General features: G+C 49.8%; 12 protein-coding genes. 2 read left to right on the top strand and 10 right to left on the bottom strand.

Annotated elements, in window-relative coordinates:
* Positions 1-130: 130 nt before the first annotated feature.
* From GX135_01340 to GX135_01295, 10 genes are all read right to left on the bottom strand, one after another.
* The gene (locus GX135_01340; GenBank protein ID NLN84732.1) at positions 131-1,714 is read right to left on the bottom strand and encodes a CTP synthase; all 1,584 of its coding nucleotides are present in this window, start codon (positions 1,712-1,714) and stop codon (positions 131-133) included.
* 146 nt (positions 1,715-1,860) lie between these two features.
* On the bottom strand, positions 1,861-3,105 hold the full coding sequence (locus GX135_01335) for an aminotransferase class III-fold pyridoxal phosphate-dependent enzyme (protein NLN84731.1): 1,245 nt from the start codon (positions 3,103-3,105) through the stop codon (positions 1,861-1,863).
* A 15-nt stretch (positions 3,106-3,120) separates the two neighbouring features.
* On the bottom strand, positions 3,121-4,317 hold the full coding sequence (locus GX135_01330; GenBank protein ID NLN84730.1) for an acetyl-CoA C-acetyltransferase: 1,197 nt from the start codon (positions 4,315-4,317) through the stop codon (positions 3,121-3,123).
* 468 nt (positions 4,318-4,785) lie between these two features.
* A complete protein-coding gene (glmM, locus tag GX135_01325; GenBank protein NLN84729.1) occupies positions 4,786-6,159 on the bottom strand; it encodes a phosphoglucosamine mutase in 1,374 nt (457 codons plus the stop codon).
* 7 nt (positions 6,160-6,166) lie between these two features.
* Positions 6,167-7,972, bottom strand: coding sequence for a peptidylprolyl isomerase (locus GX135_01320; GenBank protein NLN84728.1), 1,806 nt, complete (start codon positions 7,970-7,972; stop codon positions 6,167-6,169).
* A 79-nt stretch (positions 7,973-8,051) separates the two neighbouring features.
* On the bottom strand, positions 8,052-9,140 hold the full coding sequence (locus GX135_01315; GenBank protein ID NLN84727.1) for a YjgP/YjgQ family permease: 1,089 nt from the start codon (positions 9,138-9,140) through the stop codon (positions 8,052-8,054).
* Between the two features lie 4 nt (positions 9,141-9,144).
* Entirely contained in the window at positions 9,145-10,473 is a 1,329-nt protein-coding gene (locus GX135_01310) for a YjgP/YjgQ family permease (protein NLN84726.1), read from the bottom strand.
* The gene (gene ligA / locus GX135_01305; protein ID NLN84725.1) at positions 10,470-12,458 is read right to left on the bottom strand and encodes an NAD-dependent DNA ligase LigA; all 1,989 of its coding nucleotides are present in this window, start codon (positions 12,456-12,458) and stop codon (positions 10,470-10,472) included. Before ligA ends, GX135_01310 begins: the two co-directional genes overlap by 4 nt.
* Positions 12,455-13,252 carry a beta-ureidopropionase gene (locus tag GX135_01300; protein ID NLN84724.1) on the bottom strand — a complete coding sequence of 266 codons (798 nt, stop codon included), beginning with the start codon at positions 13,250-13,252 and terminating at the stop codon, positions 12,455-12,457. Before GX135_01300 ends, ligA begins: the two co-directional genes overlap by 4 nt.
* Before the next feature lie 433 nt (positions 13,253-13,685).
* Complete coding sequence (locus tag GX135_01295) at positions 13,686-14,990, bottom strand: hypothetical protein (protein ID NLN84723.1); 1,305 nt, start codon at positions 14,988-14,990, stop codon at positions 13,686-13,688.
* 205 nt (positions 14,991-15,195) lie between these two features.
* Here GX135_01295 and GX135_01290 point away from each other — a divergent pair, with 205 nt between their 5' ends.
* Positions 15,196-16,224, top strand: a complete 1,029-nt coding sequence (locus GX135_01290) for a hypothetical protein (GenBank protein NLN84722.1) — start codon at positions 15,196-15,198, stop codon at positions 16,222-16,224.
* A 104-nt stretch (positions 16,225-16,328) separates the two neighbouring features.
* On the top strand, positions 16,329-21,722 hold the full coding sequence (locus tag GX135_01285) for a T9SS type A sorting domain-containing protein (protein ID NLN84721.1): 5,394 nt from the start codon (positions 16,329-16,331) through the stop codon (positions 21,720-21,722).
* The last annotated feature ends 59 nt before the right edge of the window (positions 21,723-21,781 follow it).

Here is a 21,781-nt window from a genome sequence, read left to right as displayed (position 1 = left end):
TGAAGGGCAGCGCCCCGACACATCTTAGGCAAATAAAGAAAATGCTTTGACAAAGTCAAGCGGTAAATGGAATAAAAAACACAAAACTGTGGAAAATTTTACACAAAGCACACTAAGCGCGAGCCAAGCTTCAGCTTTTTTTGGTGTTGAAGATTTCCAGTGCTGCTCGTAAAAACTCCTTAAACAGCGGATGGGCCTTGTTCGGACGAGATTTAAACTGCGGATGAAACTGCACCCCAATGTGAAAACTTTGGGAGGGAAGTTCGATGACCTCCACTGTTTTTTCATCCGGTGAAAACCCACTGAAACTCAGCCCTTTTGCTTCCAGCGCCTCCCGGTAGGCCAGGTTGAAGCCCTGTCGGTGACGTTGTCTTTCGCTGATCCTGGCTCTTTTAAAAATCTTCCTCGCCTGACTGCCCACCTCAAGTTCCACATCCCTTGCGCCCAGACGCGTGCCCCCTTCTAATGGAATAAAAAGTGGATGTGGCGTATTGGGATCAAAAAGCTGGCTGCTGGCTTTTTTCAAACCACAGACATTGCGGGCAAACTCGGCTGCCATCGCCTGCATTCCCAAGCAGATACCCAAAAACGGGATTCCAGCCTTCCGGGCGAATTCGGCTATTGCCACTTCACCTTCCAAGCCCGCTGCTTCCAATCCGCCTTCCACCAGGATGCCATCCATATTCTGCAAGGCTTTTTTCAAGGCTGATCGCTGCAGGGGCTGGCTGCTGTCAATCCAGTTTAAATCCAGTGCTACACCGTGGAAGGCGGCAGCGTGTGTGAGTGCTTCCCCCACACTTTTATAGGCATCACGGTGTTGCACATATTTGCCGCAAACCGCGATCCTTAGCTTTGGTTCCTCCACTTCCGTGCAGCGCAGATAACGTTTCCACGCGGCAAGCCTGAGCGGTTTTATCTCAAATCCAAAATGGCGGCAGACAATCTTGTGCAAGCCGGCTTCACGATATATCAGTGGGCATTCATACACACTATCCACATCGATGGCGTTGATCACGCTGGCTCGTGGAACGTTTGTGAACAGCGCAATCTTGTCATAGATTTCAGGTCCAAAAGGTTTTTCACTGCGGCAAAGCAGGATTTCCGGCTGGATACCAATCTCCCTCAGCTTGTAGGCGCTATGCTGTGCTGGCTTGGTTTTCAGCTCTCCCGCCGAGCGAATCCATGGAATATATGTCAGCATCACGAAGAGGGTGTTTTGCACTCCCAGATCCAGGCGCAATTGACGAACCGCCTCCAGAAAGGGGAGGATTTCGATGTCGCCAACAGTGCCCCCAATTTCCACGATTACAATGTCCGCCTGTGGCCCAAGCTCCAGAATGCGACGTTTTATCTCGTCTGTAACGTGGGGGATAACCTGCACCGTTCTTCCCTGGTAACGGCCTTCGGCTTCACAGCGCAAAACACTTTCATAAATCTGGCCCGCGCTACAACTGCTGTTGCGGCTCAAAGCCTGATCCAAAAAGCGCTCATAATGACCAAGATCCAGATCCGCCTGAGCGCCATCGTCGGTCACGAAAACCTCACCATGTTGCAGAGGACTCATCTGTCCTGGATCAAGATTAAGGTAGGGATCCAGCTTCTGGATCTGAACCTTGTGGCCCATGCTTTTCAGCAAAACACCGATGGACGCAGCGGCGATTCCTTTTCCCAGAGAGGACAGAACGCCGCCCACAACGAAAATATATTTTGCCATAAATCTAAAAAGAAAAATCAAATGTTGGGGCCAGCCTTTGAAACCGGCCCCGAGGTTGTCTGTAATTCCAGGATGATTCTCCCGGAATCCAGCTTGTTAATACTGTGTGTTTCGCCTGTCTCGGCGGAAGAATTATCAAAATCCCATCAGCAGATGCTGGAAAGCTCTGCCAGTGATTCTTTGATCGCACCAACTGTGTAGGCAAGATCTTCATCAGTGTGGCGATAGCAAATATAACCGTGGTGATAGGGCTGCAGGAACACTCCCCTGCGAATGAGCTGGGTATAGAATTCCACGCGCAGTTTTTTGTAAATTCCTGCATCGTCACGGGGGAAGGTGATGAATGGCATCCAGGGCGCGCCGGAAAAGACGGCGGGAATTCCTGAGTCTGCCACAACCTTGGAGACCTCTTCGGCAAAACGCTGGCCTTTTTGAGCAATCACTTCCAAAACTTTGTCGCGTTCAAGGATTTCAATGGTTTTGAGGGCGGCAACCTGAGCGTCTGAATTCGGGAAATAGGTGGAGGAGAGGAAAACCTCTTTTTCCAGAACTTTCATGATGTCGCGTTTGCCAACCAAGGCGGCGACAGCGTAGCCATTGGCCATGGCTTTGCCAAAAGTGCTGAGATCAGGAGTGACGCCAAAAAGCTTTTGGGCACCACCCATGTCACAACGGAAACCGCTGCGGATTTCATCAAAAATCAACACGCAGCCATACTGGTCTGCCAGTTTGCGGACGCCTTCCAGGTATCCGGGCTTGGGCATTTCCACTTCCGCGCCCAGAGGATGGCCCACGGGCGTGATGATGATGGCGGCCATATCGTTGGCGTTGGCTTTCAGGATGTCTTCCAATTGGTCGAGATCGTTGTAGTGAAATTCAATCGTGTCTTCGTGGAGTTTTTCCGGAACACCGCCTTTCACTTCAACACACCAATCGTGCCAGCCATGATAGCCGTGACGGGCAATTTTAAGTTTGCCGGTGTAGGCTCTGGCGACGCGGATGGCGATGGTTGTGGCATCACTGCCGGTTTTCACAATTGCAGCCATCTCACAGCTTGGGATCAATTCTTGCAGTTTTCGCACCAAGGTATTTTGCACGCTCTGAGTGAGGGAAAAGCAAAAACCTTTGTTGCGAATCTGCTCCATCACGGCGTTGTCGATTTCTTCTTCGCGATAACCGATAATCACAGGTCCGTAGGCGCAGAGGTAATCGATGTATTCGTTGCCATCGACGTCAATGATGCGCCCGCCCTTTCCCTCTTCAAAGAAGATTGGATATTCGCCTTCAACGAAGTTGTAGGGTCTGCGGATACCGGCCACACCGCCGGGAACCAGGGTTTTGGCCTCGGCAAAGAGGGCCATACTTTTGTCGAGCTTCAGTTTTTCAGCCATTTATTTTTCTCCTTATTATAATTCCCAGATTGAAGCGATTCCCATTCCGCCTCCGATGCAAAGCGCCGCCAATCCTTTATGAACGCCGCGTTTGCGCATTTCATGAAGCAGAGTCACGATGATGCGGGCGCCACTGGCTCCAATGGGGTGACCCAGCGCGACGGCGCCGCCGTTGACGTTGACAATGTCGGGATTGAGCTTTCCAACAGATTCGGCTTCCAGTCCTTTGAAAACGGCAAGGGATTGCGCGGCGAAAGCTTCGTTGAGTTCGGCAAGTTCGATATCGCCAAGACTCCAGCCGCTTTTTTGCAACAGTTTTTTGATGGCGGGAACGGGACCGTAACCCATGATGGCAGGGTCAACACCGCCTGAAGCGGTTCCAGCCAGGGTTCCCAGAATGGGCAGCCCCAGTTCATGAGCTTTTTCCTCGCTCATTAAAAGCAAGAGCGCGGCACCGTCGTTGATGCCGGAAGAGCTTCCAGCGGTGACACTGCCGTCGGCCTTGAAGGCTGGACGCAATTTGCCCAAAGCTTCAACGGTCACACCTTTGCGGGGAAATTCGTCGGTGTCGATAACCAGCGCGTCGCCTCTGCGTTGAGGAATCACGATGGGCACGATTTCGTCTTTAAAACGTCCTTCAGCAATCGCCTTTTCCGTTTTATTCTGGCTGGCCGTTGAGAAGGCGTCTTGCTCCTCGCGGCTGATTTGGAATTTTTCCGCCAGATTTTCGGCGGTGACGCCCATGTGGTAGTTGTTGAAAATATCGCTGAGTCCGTCCCGGATCATCAGGTCGGTCATGGTTTTCTCGCCCATTTTTCCGCCCCAACGCATGTCCATTGAGACGTAGGGGATTTGGCTCATGTTTTCTGTTCCTCCAGCCACAACAATATCGGCTTCTCCAGCGGCGATCATCATTGCGCCCAAGGCAACACTTTTCATCCCTGAACCACAAACCTTGTTCACGGTGTAGGCGGGGATATAGTCTGGAACTCCGCTCTTGATTGCCACTTGGCGGGCGATGTTTTGCCCGTGTCCGGCTCCGCATACGTTGCCAAGGATAACTTCATCAATCTGTTCAGGCTTCAAGCCGGTTTCAGTGAAAATGGCTTTGAGAACTGCGACGCCCAATTCCACTGCCGAAACATCTTTGAAAGCACCTCCGAAACTTCCGATGGGAGTACGTTTTGCACTCACCACAACGGTCTTTCTCATGGCTTCCTCCATCTTTTTATTTTGTTTTCTTGCACCATAATTTTCCCGCCATATTCGGTCAACTGCTATTTATGATTCGCGCGAGAAATTGGCTGGGAAAGCGGATGAATTGGGGATATTTTGGTATGTTGGGAATCGTTAATATGGTTTTCAAATATGCTGAATTCCCGAATAATCCTACAATTCCATCCAAGCTTGCCTTGCTTTCTCTCACCATTTATACCACATCCCAATGTCCGAAGAGAATTATCAAGCACCATACATAAGAACGAGTTGGTTGTAACGTCCTCATTTGTGCCTAAACCTATATATCACTTATGATTAGCTTTTAAAACATAAGGAAGACTAAAGGCGGCGACCCAGAGACAGCCAATTTTTACCTGATAAACTGCTGAAAAAAAACTGAAGAGCGGATTTTCTATAGTCCATTGACATTTTGAAAAACCGCTCTTCTTTTATTTCGATTATCTAATTTTTGATTTTGTCGATAATATCCCGGCAAAGCTTTCCGGAACTTTCCAGGCTGGGACTTTCCACATACACCCGGATGATGGGCTCGGTTCCGCTCTTGCGGATGTGAATCCAGTGGTCGGAGGCGGTGGCTTTCACGCCGTCCTGCAGGTCGATTTCATAATCTTGCAGGGCTTCCTGGGCGCGTTGCATCGCCTTATCCATTTGCGAGGGTTCCAACTCCAGCTTTCCCTTGGCAAAATGATAGCGGGGCAGCTCAGCCACAATCTCAGAAAGGGTTTTTCCGGTTTCGGCCAAAAGCCCCAGAATCAGCGCCATTCCTGCCACAGCGTCGCGGGTGTAATTCACTGCAGGACAGATGATACCGCCGTTTCCTTCGCCGCCAACCGGGGAGCCGCGTTCCAGCATCTTTTTGCCCACATTAATCTCGCCAACCTTGGTGCGATGAACTTTAACCCCAAACTGTTTCGCGATATAATCGCTGAGCATGGAAGAGGAGAGGTTCACAACGATATCGCCCTTGGCTTTTGGCAGAATAAAAAGCTCCGCCAACGCCACGGAATATTCCTCACCGATGCAAACGCCGTGTTCATCAACGATGGCAAGCCTGTCCACATCCGGATCGGTGGCAAAGCCAAGGTCCGCCTGCTGGCGTCTCACTTCCACTTCCAACTGCTCCAAATTCACGGCCTGCGGTTCGGCAGGATGGGCGAAAATACCGGTGGGGGAGCCGTTAATGCTCACCACCTCACAGCCCAGTTCTTTCAGCAATAGCGGGGAAATCAACCCACCCGCGCCATTCACCGAATCAACCACCACCCTGAATTTTCTCTCCCGGATTTTTTGCAGATTCAGCCAGGGGATATCCAAAACTTTTTCAATGTGATGGCGGATGGCATCTTCATCCTGGGACAGAGCGCCCACATTTTGCCAATCCTTCCACGCAATTTCCTCTTCAATCGAGCCAAGGAAATCAGCGGCTTTCTGGGCGGCGAGGAACATTCCATCTCCATCCACAAACTTCATCGCGTTCCATTGAGGCGGATTGTGTGAAGCTGTGATGCTGATTCCGCCTTGCGCGGAGTGCTTTTTCACATTCAAAAGGACGGTGGGGGTGGAAACGATTCCGAGGTCAATCACATCACAGCCCACACCCAAAAGGGCGGCTGATACGCTGTTTAACATCGCTATGCCGGTGGTGCGGGAATCTCTGCCAACCACGATCTTTGGCTTACCTTCGCGGGCGGGATTCAGCGAATATTGGGTCATAAACTCGCCAAACCGCGCCGCGAATCTCATGGCATTGGCGGGATCCAAGCTGTCACCGAAGACACCGCGGACCCCGCTCACGCCGGTCATAAGTTTGCTCATGGGCTTTTTAATAACCGTATTTATATCTGTTATCAATTATTTTCGCGTCTTTGCGAAGCTGCATAAACCAGCGGCTGAATGCTTCGTTTTCCAAGCGTTCACGGATTTCTTCCTGTTTTTCCTTGGTGAAATTCTTCATATCGGGCTTGTTGCGGGTTTCAGCAAAGATGATGAAGGGGCCTTCTTTCGTGTTCAACAAAGCGGAATATTGGCCGCTGTTCAGCGCCAGCGCGGCTTTGTCGAAATCTTCCAATTGCGCGTTCACGGGCGCGGGAAGGCGGCTGCCGGACTTGTGTTCGTTGAGGTCGAAAACCTTCCAGCCTTCTTCCACCGCTGATCTCAGATAATTATCCTTGGAAACACGTTTGACGAAGTTATCGGCTTTGGCTTTCACACTGGCAATCTTTTTCTGTTTTTCAAGATCATACTTGATTTGCAGCTTTTTCTCGCCAAAATCTTCGTAATAGGTTTTCACATTATCGGTGATTTGGGCAACGAGATAGCTCTCTTGACCGCCCATATTCATGAAAAACACTTCCGAAACTTTGCCGGCTTTTTTGGCTGTAATGAATTGGAAGAGGCCGCCGTGTTCTCCGATTCCTTCCATCTGAGGGGTGTCGTGTGGCAACCAACGCGAGGTTACCGCTTCCATTTTCAGTTCTTTGGCAGCTTTGTCCATCCCTTTTTTGGAAATCAGTTTGCCAGCTTTTTTTGCTTGATCTTCCAGGTCACGGCGGGTTTCAGAGCTGATATTCACCTTCAGGAGGATATGGCTGGCGCCGATTTCTTCCTCACCCGGGGTTGTGGAGAAAATGCTGTCGCATTTAATGATATGCCATCCAAAATCAGAGCGGACAGGCTTGGAAATCTGTCCCGGTTTCAGGGCGAAGGCAGCTTTTTCAAATTCTGGAACCATCCTGCCTTTGCCAAAACGACCCAAATAGCCGCCATTGGCGCCGGAGCCGGGATCCTCGGAATATTCCACCGCCAAATAAGTGAAATCTTCCTTTTCTTTGGTGAGCCGTTCATAAAGCTCGTCAATTTCGCTTTTCACAAAACTGTAGTCCTCGTCCGACGGCTTGATGGGGAAAGTCAGATATTTGATGCGGGAAGCGGGGCCTTTTTTGAATTCTTTGTTCTTGTTGTCTTCATAGTATTTTTTGATTTCCGCTTCGGTGGCTTCCACAGTTTCAGCCATGTTAAAGTCGAACCAGATTGCTTTGCCGGTCACGCTGTCATTTTCCTTGTTAAACGCAAATTTGAGGCTGTCGGCTGTGATACCGGACTGCTGTATTATCTTTTCCTGCAGTTTTCTGCGGGGCAGGTAATCTTTCATATAATCATAAAGAATCTGGCGCAACTGGGGGTTCGCGTTCAGGGCGGCCAGATATTTTTGTTTGTCGAAGCGTCCATTGGTCTGCAATTCGGGGTTCTGTTGAAGTTCAGCAGGAGCATCGTTTTGCATGGCGTGCTTGATTTCCGCTTCAGTTACCTTGATCCGGTATTTTTTAAGCTGTTGTTTCAGAAGCGTTTCGTCCACCAGTTCCTGCCAGGCAGTGTGGCGCACGTAGCTCATCATTTGTTCGTCCACCCTCTGGCCCTGGGATTCATAGCGTTGGACAATTTCTTGGATCTTGGCGTTATATTCGTTGTGGCTGATTTTGGTTCCGTTGATTTTTGCCAGATAGTTTCCCTTGAAACCTTGCAAAAGACGTTCACCGCCAAAGATTCCACCAGCGCCGAGGCTCAAAATGAAGGCCGCGGCAACGATATAGACGATAGCTTTTTGTTTTTTTCTCAGTTGATCGAGCATTTATTTCCTCCCATGTTGGGTAAATTTCTATGGTTTTAAAAGCCAATATTTTTTGGCGCTGTTTTTGGCAAAGGTTTTTTTAAGTCTCCGCTCGCCAAAGCAGGAATAATCCCAAAGCGGCAAAGCAGATATTTGGCACCCACGCCGCCAAAACGGGGTCGATGATGCCGGCGTATCCAAAGCTTTGAGCCATTCTAATCAGAATGAGCTGGGTGAATCCCAAAGCCAGCGCGAGCGCAAAAAGCAGTCCGCGCCCACGGGAGCGGATATTGCTGGTGGCGATGGGCACAAAGAAAAACACGGCGATGAGATTTGTGAGGGGAAAAGCCAGTTTCAAATGTAAATCCAGCGTTTCCCGGTTTGCTTTTTCGCCTGTTTTTTTGAGGCTGGCAATGTGGTCTCTCAGATCAAAAAAGCCCAAATCCAGGCTCTTTTTTCCCGCTTTGGTAAAATCCTGGGGTGTGAGGTCCAAAAGCTTGCCGGCGTTGGGCGGCGGAGCCTGATATTCGATGCTTTGCCTGCCTGTGAATCCACGCAGACTGCAATCTCCCAATTCCCAGCCATCTTTTTTCCAAATGGCGGTGGAAGCTATGGCACGGCTCTTGATCCCCGTAAAACTGGAATCTGCCCAGGCAATGTCAATTCCGCGGATGATGTTTTGGCTGCCATCATAAAAAGCAATGTGGAAAAACTCCCCATTTTCACCTTGAAAATAGAGGCGGGCTCTGTCTGCCGGAGCTTCGGGTTCAGCGCCCCGGATTTGTGTGTCATAGAGATTGGCACGGGTTTTTTCCGCAAGAGGCATCACATATTCGCCAAAAACGGCAATCATTATGCTGATGATGACTCCCAAAATGAAAAGTGGCAACAAAGCACGTTTGATGCTGATTCCAGCCGAGCGCACGGCAACGCTTTCGTTGTGTTTGGAGAGCGTGTTCATCATGAACATTCCGGTTATCAGAATGGTGAGCGGTGAACTGAGCACGATGAGATAAGGCAGGCGCAGCGCGTAATACAGGATGGCATCCTGCAGGCTGGTGCCGCTTCGCATGAGCGGGGAAAGATTGTCTATCACATCAATGACGATGAAAACCGTGCCAAAAGAGAGAAAGACAAGCAAATAGGTTTTCAGGAATTCTCTGGTGAAATAACGGTCGAGGATACGCATAGCTTTAATGGATTAGTTCGTCGGGCATGGATTTACCCTTTACTTGTCTGTGAGACAGACGCCAGGACAAGAGTTTAAGGTTCACCAGTTGTTTCTCCCTCAGCGAGAGATGGATGAGAATCATCGCTAAAATGGCAAAGACTATATTTGTGAGCCACATCGCCCAAAAAGGTGCCATCATGGCGCGGTCTGCCAGTTCTTCTCCACCGGTGAGGGCAACGTAATAAACCAGAAAGATAAAGCTGGAAACCGAAAACGCCATGCCGATGCCGCTGGAGCGGGTCATGAGTCCCAGTGGTGCGCCCAACAGCACAAAAATGAGGATAGCGGCGGAAAGAGCAAACTTTTTATGGTATTCCACCTGCAGGGAGCGGAGGCTTTCCAAGCTGTATTGCAATTGGTCTTCAGCGGCTCCCTTCATGATTCCCAAGCGTCGCTGTTCCACGTCCTTTTCATGCGGATCCGGCAAAGCCTCAAGCTTTTCCAAGCGCGCCTGCAGGGCTTCGATTTCCTTTTTTCCCTGTTCAAGCTCAGTTTCTTTTTCCCGGATTCCTTCCAAAAGCTGTGGATGCGTCATCTCACGGTCGCTGCGAAAACCCATATCCGCAAATTCCATACCCGGTGCCAAATCCCGGATATGGATGCTGAAGCTTTCGAACTTCCGAACCTGGTATTTTTGGGGTTCACGTTCGTCTTGTTCGTGCATTTCACCGTTTGTGAGAGTCACTTGAATCACATTTCCGCCGTCAAGCTGGCGCAGGCTGCCTTTTTCCGCGCTAATGAGACGCGGCGTCCGGGTTTGGCTGCGGTCATAAATCAAAATACCCTGCAATTCGTTTTCGGTGTTCTTTTTCGTGTAAATTGTGTAGTCACCCAGGGTGGTGAATTCTTTTTCCTTGATAATCGTCATCGGTTTATGGTAGGCAATCTTCAGGGTCAGTTTTTTCAGCTTGTGGTTGGTGTTTGGCAGAAAAAAATGGTTAAACCAAACCATGCCCAAGCTCATCAGAGCAGCCACCAAAATCAATATCCACATCGTTTTATAGATGTTTATACCGCTGGATTTCATCGCGGTAATTTCACGATCCACGCTCATGCGGCCAAACGCCAGAATCGTTGCCACCAGCACCGCCATGGGGATGGCAAGAGCCAGCATGTAGGGCAGCGAAAGCATGAAAAGCCGGAAAATGGTTGCAGCGTCCAATCTTTTGTCGATAATCAGGTTAATCAAGTCGATGGCGCGATCTGCCAACAGCACGAATGTGACCACCGTCAGCGACAGAAAAAAAGGCGCGATATGCTCCCTGAAGATATAACGCGGCAGAATTTTCACGAGGAGAAAAGCTCCATAAGGCGGTCTTCACTGATGATTTGCACACCTGGGGTTTTTTGAGCTTTGGCAAGCTTGGAGCCGGGTTTTTCGCCCACCACCAGATAATCCAAATTTGCGCTAACGCCGCTAACCACACGGCCTCCATGAGCGCGGATGCGATCCTCCATTTCTTTTCTGGAAGCGCTGGCCAGACTGCCGGTGATAAGAAAACTTTTTCCTTCCAAACTGACGGAAACGCGTTGCGAACGCTGGCTGAATCTGAGTCCCAAATCCCGCAGGGCAGCCACCACATCCCGGTTTACCGGATTCGCGAACCAGGCGACAAGCGAAGCCGCAACCTTTTCACCCACATCCTGAACCTGAGCCAGAGCTTCCGCGTCCGCCGCGGCGAGCGCGTCCACATTTCCAAAGTGTTCGGCAAGCCCGAGCGCAGTCACAGCGCCCACATGGCGGATGCCGAGAGCGAAAAGAACCCGGTCGAAATTCTGGAGTTTTGAAGCTTCGATGGCGGCACGGAGGTTTTCAGCGGATTTGGCTCCAAAGCGTTCCAACTCCGCCAGTTTTTCATAATCCAGGCGGTAGATATCCGGCAGGGACGCAACATAGCCTTTTTCCAAAAGCCGTGCAACCAGGCTTTCACCCAAACCACGGATATCCATGGCATTGCGGGAGGCAAAATGTTCCAGGCGTTTTTGCAACTGCGCGGGACAGGACGCGTTCGGACAATAGCTCATGGCGCCATCAAGATCACGTTCCAGATGGCTTTGGCAAACCGGACAGTTTTTCGGAAACTCCGCCGCAACGGCACCTGCGGGACGTTTTTCAGGCAGGGTCTGCAAGATTTTGGGGATGATTTCGCCGGATTTTATGAGGCGGACGCTGTCCCCGATATGAATATCCAGGCGCTGCATTTCGCCCTCATTATGTAGTGTGGCGCGGGAAACTGTGCTGCCGGATATATAAACAGGCTCCAGAATCGCTACCGGAGTCACAGCGCCAGTGCGCCCAACTTGGAATTGCACATCCAAGAGCCGGGTTTCTTTTTCCTCCGGTTTGAACTTGAATGCCACCGCCCACTTGGGGCTTTTGGCGGTGTGTCCCAAACGGCGCTGAAGCTCCAAATCATCGGTTTTCACAACCACGCCGTCAATTTCGAAGGGAAGGCTGTGGCGCTGCTCTTCCCAGCGGTCACAATATTCTTGCAGAGCCGGGAAGGAGTGAAATAACTCGTGGGTGGAGGTGATGGGAAAGCCAAGTTTGCCCAGCCATTCAATCAAATCGGATTGAGTTTTCACAGGCAGTTTTTCGGCTTCGCCCAAAGCATAAAAAACCGCCCGCAGATGGCGTTTTTTCACCTCCGCGGTGTCTTTAAGCTTGATGGAGCCGGCGGCGGCATTGCGGGGATTGGCAAAGGTTTTTTCCTCATTTTCGGCGCGTGTTTCGTTTAGCTTCAAAAAATCCTGCACCGGGATGAAAACCTCACCGCGAATTTCCATGGGGGAGAGATGTTCAATTCTTTCGGGAACGATTCCCAGAGCGCGGATATTTGCCGTCACCACTTCGCCGACAAGACCATCTCCGCGCGTGGTGGCATATTGCAGTTTCCCATTTTTATAATACAGATTGATGGACAAGCCGTCAATCTTCAGTTCCGCCACCAAAGGAGGGAAAAAACCCAGTTCCGCCGTCAGTTTTTCACACCAAATCCGCAATTCATCAGTGGAATAAGTGTTGTCCAAGCTGAACATTCTCACCAGATGCGGAATGGTCTGAGCGCCGGGGCGGAGGTCACTTCCCACTTCCTGGGGCGGCAGTTCTTGCCTCTGATTTTCGTCCAGGCTGGCTTCCAGCTCTTTGAGCTGCGTCACCAATTGGTCATATTCAAAATCCGAGATGACGGGATTCGCCATCTGGTAATAAAGAAGGTCATGACGCTCGATTTCGGCGCGCAGTTTTTTTATCTGTTCCTGCAGGGTTTGGGTCATAATTCGTAAAAAGCCGGTCGTCTGTCGGACACGATTTCGTTCATTTCGCTCACGTTTTTGTCCAAAGCAAGCGCGGGGTCGATTTCAACGGTTTTCACCCCAATTTCGGTGGTCTCCATACGCGTTAAAATTTCGCCCTTGGTGGCAAGTATCTGACTCATGCCGGTGAAGGAATGCTTCATCTCGCCTTCTCCCTCGGAACCGATGCGGTTTGAGGTGATGGAGAAAACGCGGTTTTCCAAACTGCGGGTTATCATCGCCTGTTGACACCAGGGCAAAACCAGATTTGAAGGATGGCAGAGGATTTGGGCTCCCTTCAAGGCCAGCGTGCGTGCGGATTCTGGAAAATACCAATCGAAACAAACCATCATACCAATATTCACACCACCTTTGGCAGGATAGACATTCAGGCCGGTGTTACCAGGTGTGAAAAACAGCTTTTCCCGATAGTAGAGATGGGTTTTGCGGTAAACGTGGTAAGTTCCATCGGGGTTCAACAAAGCGGCGGAATTGTAGAATATATCGCCATCGCGTTCGGCAAAGCCATACACGATGCTGAAATCGCCTTCAGCGGCAAGATTGCTCAAAGCGACAAACGCTTCAGAGATGGGGACAACTTCGCTGGTTGCCAACACATCTTCACGCGAGCGGAAAAGATATCCGGAAATACAAAGCTCTGGCAGAACCACCAGATCGGTCTCGAGACCACGCAAAAGCTGGGTGAGCTTCGCGATGTTTTCCCGCGGATTCAAATAGGCGGGTTCAAACTGCAGAACGGAAACCCTGTAGGTCATTTCTTTTTTTATATCTCCTTGTGTTTATTAGGCTTGGAGGGAATAGACGCCAATCAAGCCACAAAATAGCATTTATTCAGAAAGACAGATTTTGGTCAAGCTATTTTCTGGGAAGCGGGTCTTTATCCTGTTTTTAGCCAAGAAAACCGGAATTATTAAATCGCCAAATCCGCGAGTAACATGGATTAGAAAGCATCCTCTTGCTTGCCGCCTTATGTATCCCTTATGTTTCAAAAGCTAAATTTAAGCCAGATATAGAGATAGGGCTTGGCTCATCGTTTCCCAGCAGACTCGTTCTACAGTATATGGATGGCTTGTATTATCCGCTATTTATTGAGGCTTCCTTTCCCCTGGCTCATGATTAACCCGCACATGACTCGGGAACATCCCATACGGGACAGAGGATGATGGTTGATTGATGCGAGGAAGGATATTAGTTGGCGCCAAGGGCCGAGTTTTGGAGATGAAGACGGAACCTGGCTATGATTTTGTCGGTGAGTTCGTTCATGGCAAGGTTCACCATATCGGATTCCTCGGGTGGCAAGGGTTCCAGTTTGCGAATCAACTCCATGGTTTCTTCCGAAAGGGCGCGCTCATCCCCTCCGTTTTCTTTAATCCTTGCCCACTCTCCAGTCCAGACGTATTCTGCGGTCACGGTGTCTTTATCTTTCAAAATTCCGGTGCTCACTTCCACCAGACTGAAAGTTGCGGTCACGCGGACGGAAACGGTTTTAAGATATTTTGTGTAGACGCAACTGACGTCTTTGTACACATCGCGTTCTTTAAGCTTGCCCTTGTTGGTATAATATGCTTCCTTCCCAGACATGATGTTTTTTGTTTCCCTCAAATCCACTTCACTTTCCCGCTCCGGGACGTAGTTCACCTGGATGATTTTGCCCGTAATGATTTCGTGGGCGGTGAGGAATTTAGCCAGGATATTTTCGTCTTCAAAGTCCGGACTTTGGGGATTGCCGTATTGTTGTTCATTCAATATGGCTTCGATGTCTTCGCGGCTCACGATATCCCAATATTTGCGTATTTCGGGGTCGCGGATGAGTTTGGAGATTAGCATGTCGGGAAGGAGATCGATAAGGCTGCCATATTTTAAGGTGCTGCCGGATTTATCTTCAAAGTTTCCCACCGCGATGCGTTTGATGGCAAATTGTCTGGAACGAGCCAATAGAGCGGGGGTATCCTTATATTGAGGAACGAGTTCCACCACTGTTTGAAACTCGTTGAAGGCCTTTCTGTGGGCGTCAGGATCGTTGTTCAGTGAAAGGATTTGCAGCCCATTTTGATAGTGAATTTCCGCGGCTTCGAGCTTGGCATCAGCCAGAGTTTGCTCAAAATCCCTCAGTTCAAGCTCGATTTGTTCACCGGTTTTTGCGTTTATAAAGGGATGGACGCTTTCCAGTAGTTTTTGCTGTTTTATGAGTTGTTCGTATTCTGGGATAATGAATTCCAGTGCCTGTTCACGGGGCAGGGCATTGAATTTGCGGATGCGCTCGTCTGCTTCAAAAAGGAAGCGTGGCCAAGTTTTCGCCAGCAGGGCCTGGCTTTTGCTGTGTTTGGGTTTGCGGCTCAGGATTTCCACGCTACGATTGAGGGAGGACTCCAATTCGCCTTTGCGAAAATCGCGGGCAGCCTGGCGATATTCCGTTCGAGTTTTGCTGCAAGCCATGCCCAACAGCATCATCATGGCCAAAGCCGCTGTAAGAAGCCTTCTGGATGGCGTCAATATTCCTCCCAAACTGAAATTTGTTATTTTGTATTTCCAAAAGTGAAAGTGCCGGGGCTTTGTCAAGCACAATTTGTTGGATGTTGAATTTTCAAACAGAAACGGGGCTTGTGACAAATTCCTGAAATAGGACTTGGGGTTCGGAACGGTTTTTGCATAAATATGGATAAAACACTCACACAAGAACGATGAATTGGGAGGTAGAGTGAAGCTGAGAAATTTTGTGGTTTTGATCGCGGTGGCGCTGCTGCTTGTGAGCGGGTGCGCCAAACGTAACCCCGCCTGGCAAGATCAGGACCTGCTTTCCCTAGTCAAACAGATCAGCATGGCGGGAAACCCTGTGGATCTGTCGTTTGACGATAACCTGATTTTTGTGGCCCAGGATCAGGGTGGCATTTCTGTGATTGATCGTGCCAATTTCAGCCATCGCTGGTGGCCTGAAGTCAACCCTCCAGGCAGCGCGGATGCCGTCATGGCACGGATTCGCGGTGTTTCGGCTGTGGGAGAGCATAAATTGTTGTTTGCCAGCGAATATTGGGCTGCGGATAAAATACGCGTGATAGATTATTCCAATCCGGATTCTCTGCGCTTGCTGGATTCCATTACCGGCGGCACGGATAATTTGAAATCGATATATTTCAAAGCCATCGAAAACCCGACAGACGAGAATATCATCGAAGGTTTTTTCAGTGTGGGTGGATCCGAACCGCGGGCGCGTTACACACGCTATAACGGCTATTCCTACGTTGGTTCGGACTATAATATCATCACCACGCCCTGGGTTCCGGAACACGTGGATGCCAACGATACTCATGTTTTTCTGGCGATGGGTCAGCGTGGTTTCATGATTTACGACCGCCAAAGCCAACAGAAATTGGGCGAACTTTCACTTCCCGGCGAAGCGCTTTTTGTGAAGGTGAAGGGAAATTATGCCTGGCTGGCCTGCAGACAGGCGGGACTCTGCGTGGTGAATATTGCTGACCCCACCTGGCCGGTTTTGGTGAGTACTTTCGATACCACCGGCTATGCCACAACGGTTGACTTGAAAGACAATTATGCCGTGGTCAGCTCTGGCGGTGGCGGTGTTTATCTTTTCGACGCCAGCACTCCTGCAAACCCTCGTCTGCTTCAAAACCTCACAAACATGGGCTATACGAACAACGCGAAGTTCTGTGATGACCTACTGCTTGTGGCCGCACGCGACAAGGGTGTTTTAATCTACAAGATTCAATGATAATTACATTTACACAAACATAAAATCCGGGCTTGAAACCCGGTTTTTTCACTCAATAAAAGGCAATGGCGTGGAAAACGCCAATTTGGATTAAGGAAGATTTGATGAAGCGGATAAGCATTTTGGCACTGCTTTTGGGGTTGTGTGTGTTGGGCGCGCAAACCAGCCCTTTCAGCGTGAGGAGTTCATCCACCCAGCGCGTTCAGTTGGAGTTGGAGGTCCCTCAGTTGAAGATTGAGGAAGTGGAATTTGAGGGACGAAGGGTGCAAAGCATCGGCATGGATAAAGCGTTCAATGCCGAACCGGGATATGCTGAATTACCCGTGTTTAGCACCTTGGTGGCGATTCCTGCCCAGGGAAATTACACGCTCTCCTGGAGCCATGGCAACGTTGAATATATCGATGCTCCAGAGCTTTTCACACAAAGTGGGGGAGAGCAGGAGGGTGGATTGCTTCAGGCATCCAGTCTGGTTTTGGGTTCAGAACCAGCAATACTGCGGGATTTCAGAGTGGTTCAGCTCAGCGTTCATCCCTGTCAATACGATCCGCTTTCAGAGAAAATCGCTGTTTATCACGATATCAGGATTAGCCTGGATTTCAGCCCTGAGGAAGGCCCAAATGAACTTCCCCTGTTTGAGGGTTACAGCCCTGCTTTTGAAGCACTTTATGAAGCCCAAATCGCTAATTTCGACGATTACAGGCATCTGAGATTGGACAACACCCAGGCTCGCATTTTATTGATTCATGGCAACAGCAGTGACCAGGTTTTTTTAGCGAGATTGAACGAATTTGTGGCTTGGAAACGACAAAAAGGGTTTTTGGTGAATGTTGCCAGCACCGCTCAGGCGGGAAGCTCAAGTTCCGCCATCAAAAACTACATCCAAGCGCAGTTTAACAACCAGGACACAAGGCCGGATTATATCATTCTCGTGGGCGATACCAGCGGCAGCTATGCCATTCCCGCGTGGAACGAATCCTACAGCGGATACAGCGGAATTGGCGATTATCCCTACACACATCTGGCTGGAAACGACCTTCTGGGGGATGTTTTCATTGGTCGCATATCGGCGGAAAATCTTTCCCAGCTCATCACTCTCTTCCAAAAAATCTATGTTTACGAGAAAAACGTCAATAACAACGCTGGCGCCGCAGCCTGGCTGAATCGTATCCTTTTAATTGGAGATACTTCCAGTGGTTCTGGGATTTCAACCATTTATAATAGCAAATACATCCGTGAAATGAGTCAAAGGGCAAATCCGGATTATGAATACATTGAAAACTACAGCAGCGGCTTTTCCAGCACCATGAACACCGGTATCAACCAGGGTGTGGCTTATTTCAACTATCGTGGCTGGCTGGGCATGAGCGGCTGGAGTCCCAGCAACTCGCTTTCTAATGGACCCAGGATGCCTCACTCAGTCATGTTGACCTGCAGCACCGGCGATTATGGCTCCACCAGCACGACGGAAAACTTTATCCGGCTGGGATCGGAGGCCGAACCCAAGGGTGCCATCACCGCCATCGGAATGGCAACCACAGGCACCCACACGATGTTGAACAACGCTTTGGCGGCTGGGATATTTGAAGGTATTTTTCAGCACGGGATGAGAAACATGGGCCAGGCTTTGCTGAACGGACGCATCCATCTTTCAAACCTATATGGGCAAAGCAATAGCAGCCAGGCAAACAGTTCCGCGCATTGGTGCAATCTGATGGGTGACCCCACAGTGGAAGCTTTTGTGGGCATTCCAGGCAGCCTTCTTATCGATGCACCTGCCAGCATTCCGCGCCAAACTCCATTGGTGGAAATCTTTGTGACAGATGTCGACCAAAATCCACTGGAAAATATCTGTGTCACTCTCTACAACGCCGGATATGGAGATGTTGTTGCCACCGGGTTTACAGATAACAGCGGTATGGTGGCTCTCAGTGTGCCCAATTTCGTGAGTTCCGACCTTCTGGTGACAGCCTCTGCTCAAAACTATAAACCCGCTCAACAGACAATTGATATCGACGCCGCCGGTTCGCTGGTTTATTATTCCAAAACCACAATCGACAATGGCAATCATGGTTCAAGCGGAAATGGCGACGGTTTTATCAATGCCGGTGAGACCATCGCCCTGTTTGTGGAGATTTGCAACAGCAGCGCCGAAACAATTCAAGGCATCAGCGCCCAGCTTGCCACAGACGACCTGAAATTGAGCATCATCCAATCGCAAAGCGCCTATCCGGATCTTGATCCAAATATCTTGGGACAAAATGAGACTCCGTTTTTAATCCATTTCGACAACAATATCGACTCCTTCCACGATTGCCGCTTCAGCTTGGATCTGGTCGATGCCGATGGCAACGAGCGGAGCTTCATTTTCCACTTGGGAGCCTACAATGCCAACCTGGACGTGGCTAACTTCACAATTAGCGCCGGTGGTGACAATACCCTCGACCCAGGCGAGACAGGAACACTGAATCTGACCCTGAGCAACAGTTCAGTTTTTGGAGCTTTTGACCTTTATGGAGAACTGACCGCTTTGAACGACCTGCTTGTGGTGAACCAGCCAATTTCCTGGTTTGGCGGGGTGGGAGCTGGCATGAACGCCACATCCGTGGATGGATTTGAGATTTTTGCCCGACCATTGTTGATTCCCGGAATGGTAATTCCTTTCAGGCTGAGGCTATATAATGACCAGGGTTTCGAGCAATATTGCCATTTTTCCATCACCATCGGCAAGGTGAGCCAAAACACACCTCTGGGACCGGATGAATATGGTTATCTGATTTACGATGATTCAGATACCGCCTTTCCGGATTGTCCCACTTATGACTGGATTGAGATTGTTCCCAGTTTGGGCGGCTCTGGTTCCATAATATCAGGTTTTAGTGATCCCGGTTCCTCAAGTTCGGAGGGTGATACAAACGGCAGCACGGTGTTGAAAACGGTGGAATTGCCATTCAATTTTGGTTTCTATGGCATAGATTACGACCAGATTACAGTCTGTTCTAACGGTTTTATCGCAATGGGAATAACCGAGGACGGCGACTTCCGCAATACGCGCATGCCTGGAATTGGCGGACCTTCACCGATGATAGCGCCGTTTTGGGATGACCTCATCATCCCCTCTGGAAGCGGGATTTACCAATATCATGACGTGGAAAACCATCTTTTCATCATCCAATGGCAAAATCTGAAAAATGGCTATAACCGCAGCTCGGAAGAGACCTTCCAAGTAATCTTTTATGACCCAATGTTTTACCCCACTGGCTTGGGCGACGGCATGATTAAAATTCAATATAAGGTTTTTAACAACGTCGATGTGGGCGGCAGCGGCTCCGGGCCCAGACACGGAAAATACGCCAGCGTGGGCATCCGTGATCACAGCGGCATCCGCGGCTTGGAATATAGCTACAACAACCAATACCCCCAGGCGGCTCAGCCACTGGGAAATCAAAAAGCGCTGCTGATTACCACAACTCCCGTTCTTTTTCAACATCCACATCTGATGGTGGATGAGATTATCATCGATGATGAAAATGGAAATTCCTGGTTGGAACCCGGTGAGCGCGCACTTTTGGGCATCAAACTCAACAACATTGGCTTGGACGAAGCCACACAGGTCGAGATAAATGTAACCACATCCAGCCCGCATCTGAGCATCGAAAACCCTCAAAGCGCATATCCAAACATCCCCGGCAGCGGCTCGGGCGTAAACTTTGACCCCATCAGGGTTGTGGTTTCGCAGGATTGTCCCGGCGACGTGAATATCCCTCTGGAATTGAGCGTTAGCGCGGCAAACAACACCTGGGCTTATCCTTACAATTTGACCGTGAAAAAACCAATAATCCAAATGAGCGGGATATTCATCAACGACATTCAGGGCAACGTGAACGGCATGGCGGATCCAGGCGAGACCTTCATTATGGTGGTGAACTACACAAATCTTGGCAATGTGGACGCGCTGAACCTGACCAGCAATATCACCTGCCTCAGCGGGGAGGTTGATATCGTCAATCCCCAGCAAATTTTACCTCTCATCCCGGCGGGAGCCACAGTCCAGGCAGCATACACGGTTAGCCTTTCCCCGAACGTCATTGTTGGAAACAACCTGACTTTTTATCTCACCTATCTGGGCGATGGGGTGAACGCCCAAAACGAAAGCATCCTGCTGAATGTGGGAACCACAGGGATGTATGAGGATTTTGAAAGCACGGATGGCGGATTTATTCCGCATCCGACAAACACTGGCTGGCAGTGGGGAAGCGACTCCACTGCGGGCGCTCACAGCGGAAGTAAAACTTGGGGAACCCTGATAAATCAGCAATATTCCAACAGCGCGAATTGGACTCTCACTTCGCCGACAGTTTATGTTGGGGAAAGTTTTGTTCTGGAGTTCCACCACTGGTTCCAAACGGAAAACAATTACGATGGCGGAAATGTTTTAATCTCCACAAACGACGGCGTCACCTGGATAACCTTGACCCCGGAAGGTGGTTACACTCACAGCAGTGTTTCCGCCCTGGGAGGTCCTGGTTATTCTGGAAACTCGAATGGCTGGCTGCAAGCCCGGTTTTCCCTTGCGCCATACAGCAATCAAAATGTCCGCTTCCGCTGGACTTTTGCTTCGGACTATTCCCAAAATGGCGCAGGCTGGTTCATTGATGATGTTCAAACCACTGGCTTCCTTCCTTTTGCGGGAAAAGTAAGCGGCAATGTGGAAACCTCAAAACCTGATGAAGATTTTTGCCAAATTATGGTTTTCAACGATGAAGATATTGTAACCCAAGTTGCCCCGGACGGCTCTTATGAACTGTATCTGCCCTCGGGCGAACATAAGATTACAGCCGCAGGACCTGGTTATCTGGAACAAAGTGTGCAGCCCATTGCCTTGAACCTGCAAAATCCCAGCGCGGAACTGGACTATTTCCTCACTTGGTTTCCTCCTGTGGAAGAGCTCGAATTTTCCATCGTGGAAGATTTGCTCACCCTCAGTTGGCAGCCTCCGCAGGATGGAGTTGTTTCTTACAAAATCATCCGGAAGCTGAATTCTGGAAAGTATGAACAGATTGCTCAGGTGCAGGACGCGCAATACCTTGAAACGCTTATCATTGAAGGGGATTACCGCTATCAGGTCATCGCCTGTTATGAAAGCGGTGAAAGCGTGGGCAGCGAACCCGCCAGTTTTTCATATCCCTGGGTGAATCAAGATGATCCGCAAGCGCCGCCTCTGCAATCGCGGCTCCATCAAAACTATCCCAACCCGTTCAACCCCAGCACCACCATCGCTTTCGACCTGGAAAAAGCCACAAACGTGGAGATTTGCGTTTACAATGTCAAGGGACAACTGGTACGCGAGATTTTACACAGCAATCTTACAGCCGGCAGTCACAGTGTGGTTTGGGATGGTCGCGATGAAGGAGGCAAAACCGCGGCTTCTGGAATCTATTTCATCAAGCTGCGCTCGCCAATTCTGAACGCCACCCGCAAGGCCTTGTTGTTGAAGTAAGTCCTTTTAGCTCAGAAGCTTAAAACCCATTTGATTGCCAAACGTGTTTCCTGGCGGTC

This window comes from Candidatus Cloacimonadota bacterium (assembly GCA_012522635.1).
Classification (GTDB): Bacteria; Cloacimonadota; Cloacimonadia; order Cloacimonadales; family Cloacimonadaceae; genus Syntrophosphaera.
This window is presented reverse-complemented; position numbering and strand designations above follow the sequence as displayed.

Excerpts from the sequence above, each read along its gene's own strand:
- GX135_01340 (NLN84732.1), bottom strand. The coding sequence starts at position 1,714 with ATGGCAAAATATATTTTCGTTGTGGGCGGCGTTCTGTCCTCTCTGGGA.
- GX135_01335 (NLN84731.1), bottom strand. The coding sequence starts at position 3,105 with ATGGCTGAAAAACTGAAGCTCGACAAAAGTATGGCCCTCTTTGCCGAG.
- GX135_01330 (NLN84730.1), bottom strand. The coding sequence starts at position 4,317 with ATGAGAAAGACCGTTGTGGTGAGTGCAAAACGTACTCCCATCGGAAGT.
- glmM (NLN84729.1), bottom strand. The coding sequence starts at position 6,159 with ATGAGCAAACTTATGACCGGCGTGAGCGGGGTCCGCGGTGTCTTCGGT.
- GX135_01320 (NLN84728.1), bottom strand. The coding sequence starts at position 7,972 with ATGCTCGATCAACTGAGAAAAAAACAAAAAGCTATCGTCTATATCGTT.
- GX135_01315 (NLN84727.1), bottom strand. The coding sequence starts at position 9,140 with ATGCGTATCCTCGACCGTTATTTCACCAGAGAATTCCTGAAAACCTAT.
- ligA (NLN84725.1), bottom strand. The coding sequence starts at position 12,458 with ATGACCCAAACCCTGCAGGAACAGATAAAAAAACTGCGCGCCGAAATC.
- GX135_01300 (NLN84724.1), bottom strand. The coding sequence starts at position 13,252 with ATGACCTACAGGGTTTCCGTTCTGCAGTTTGAACCCGCCTATTTGAAT.
- GX135_01285 (NLN84721.1), top strand. The coding sequence starts at position 16,329 with ATGAAGCGGATAAGCATTTTGGCACTGCTTTTGGGGTTGTGTGTGTTG.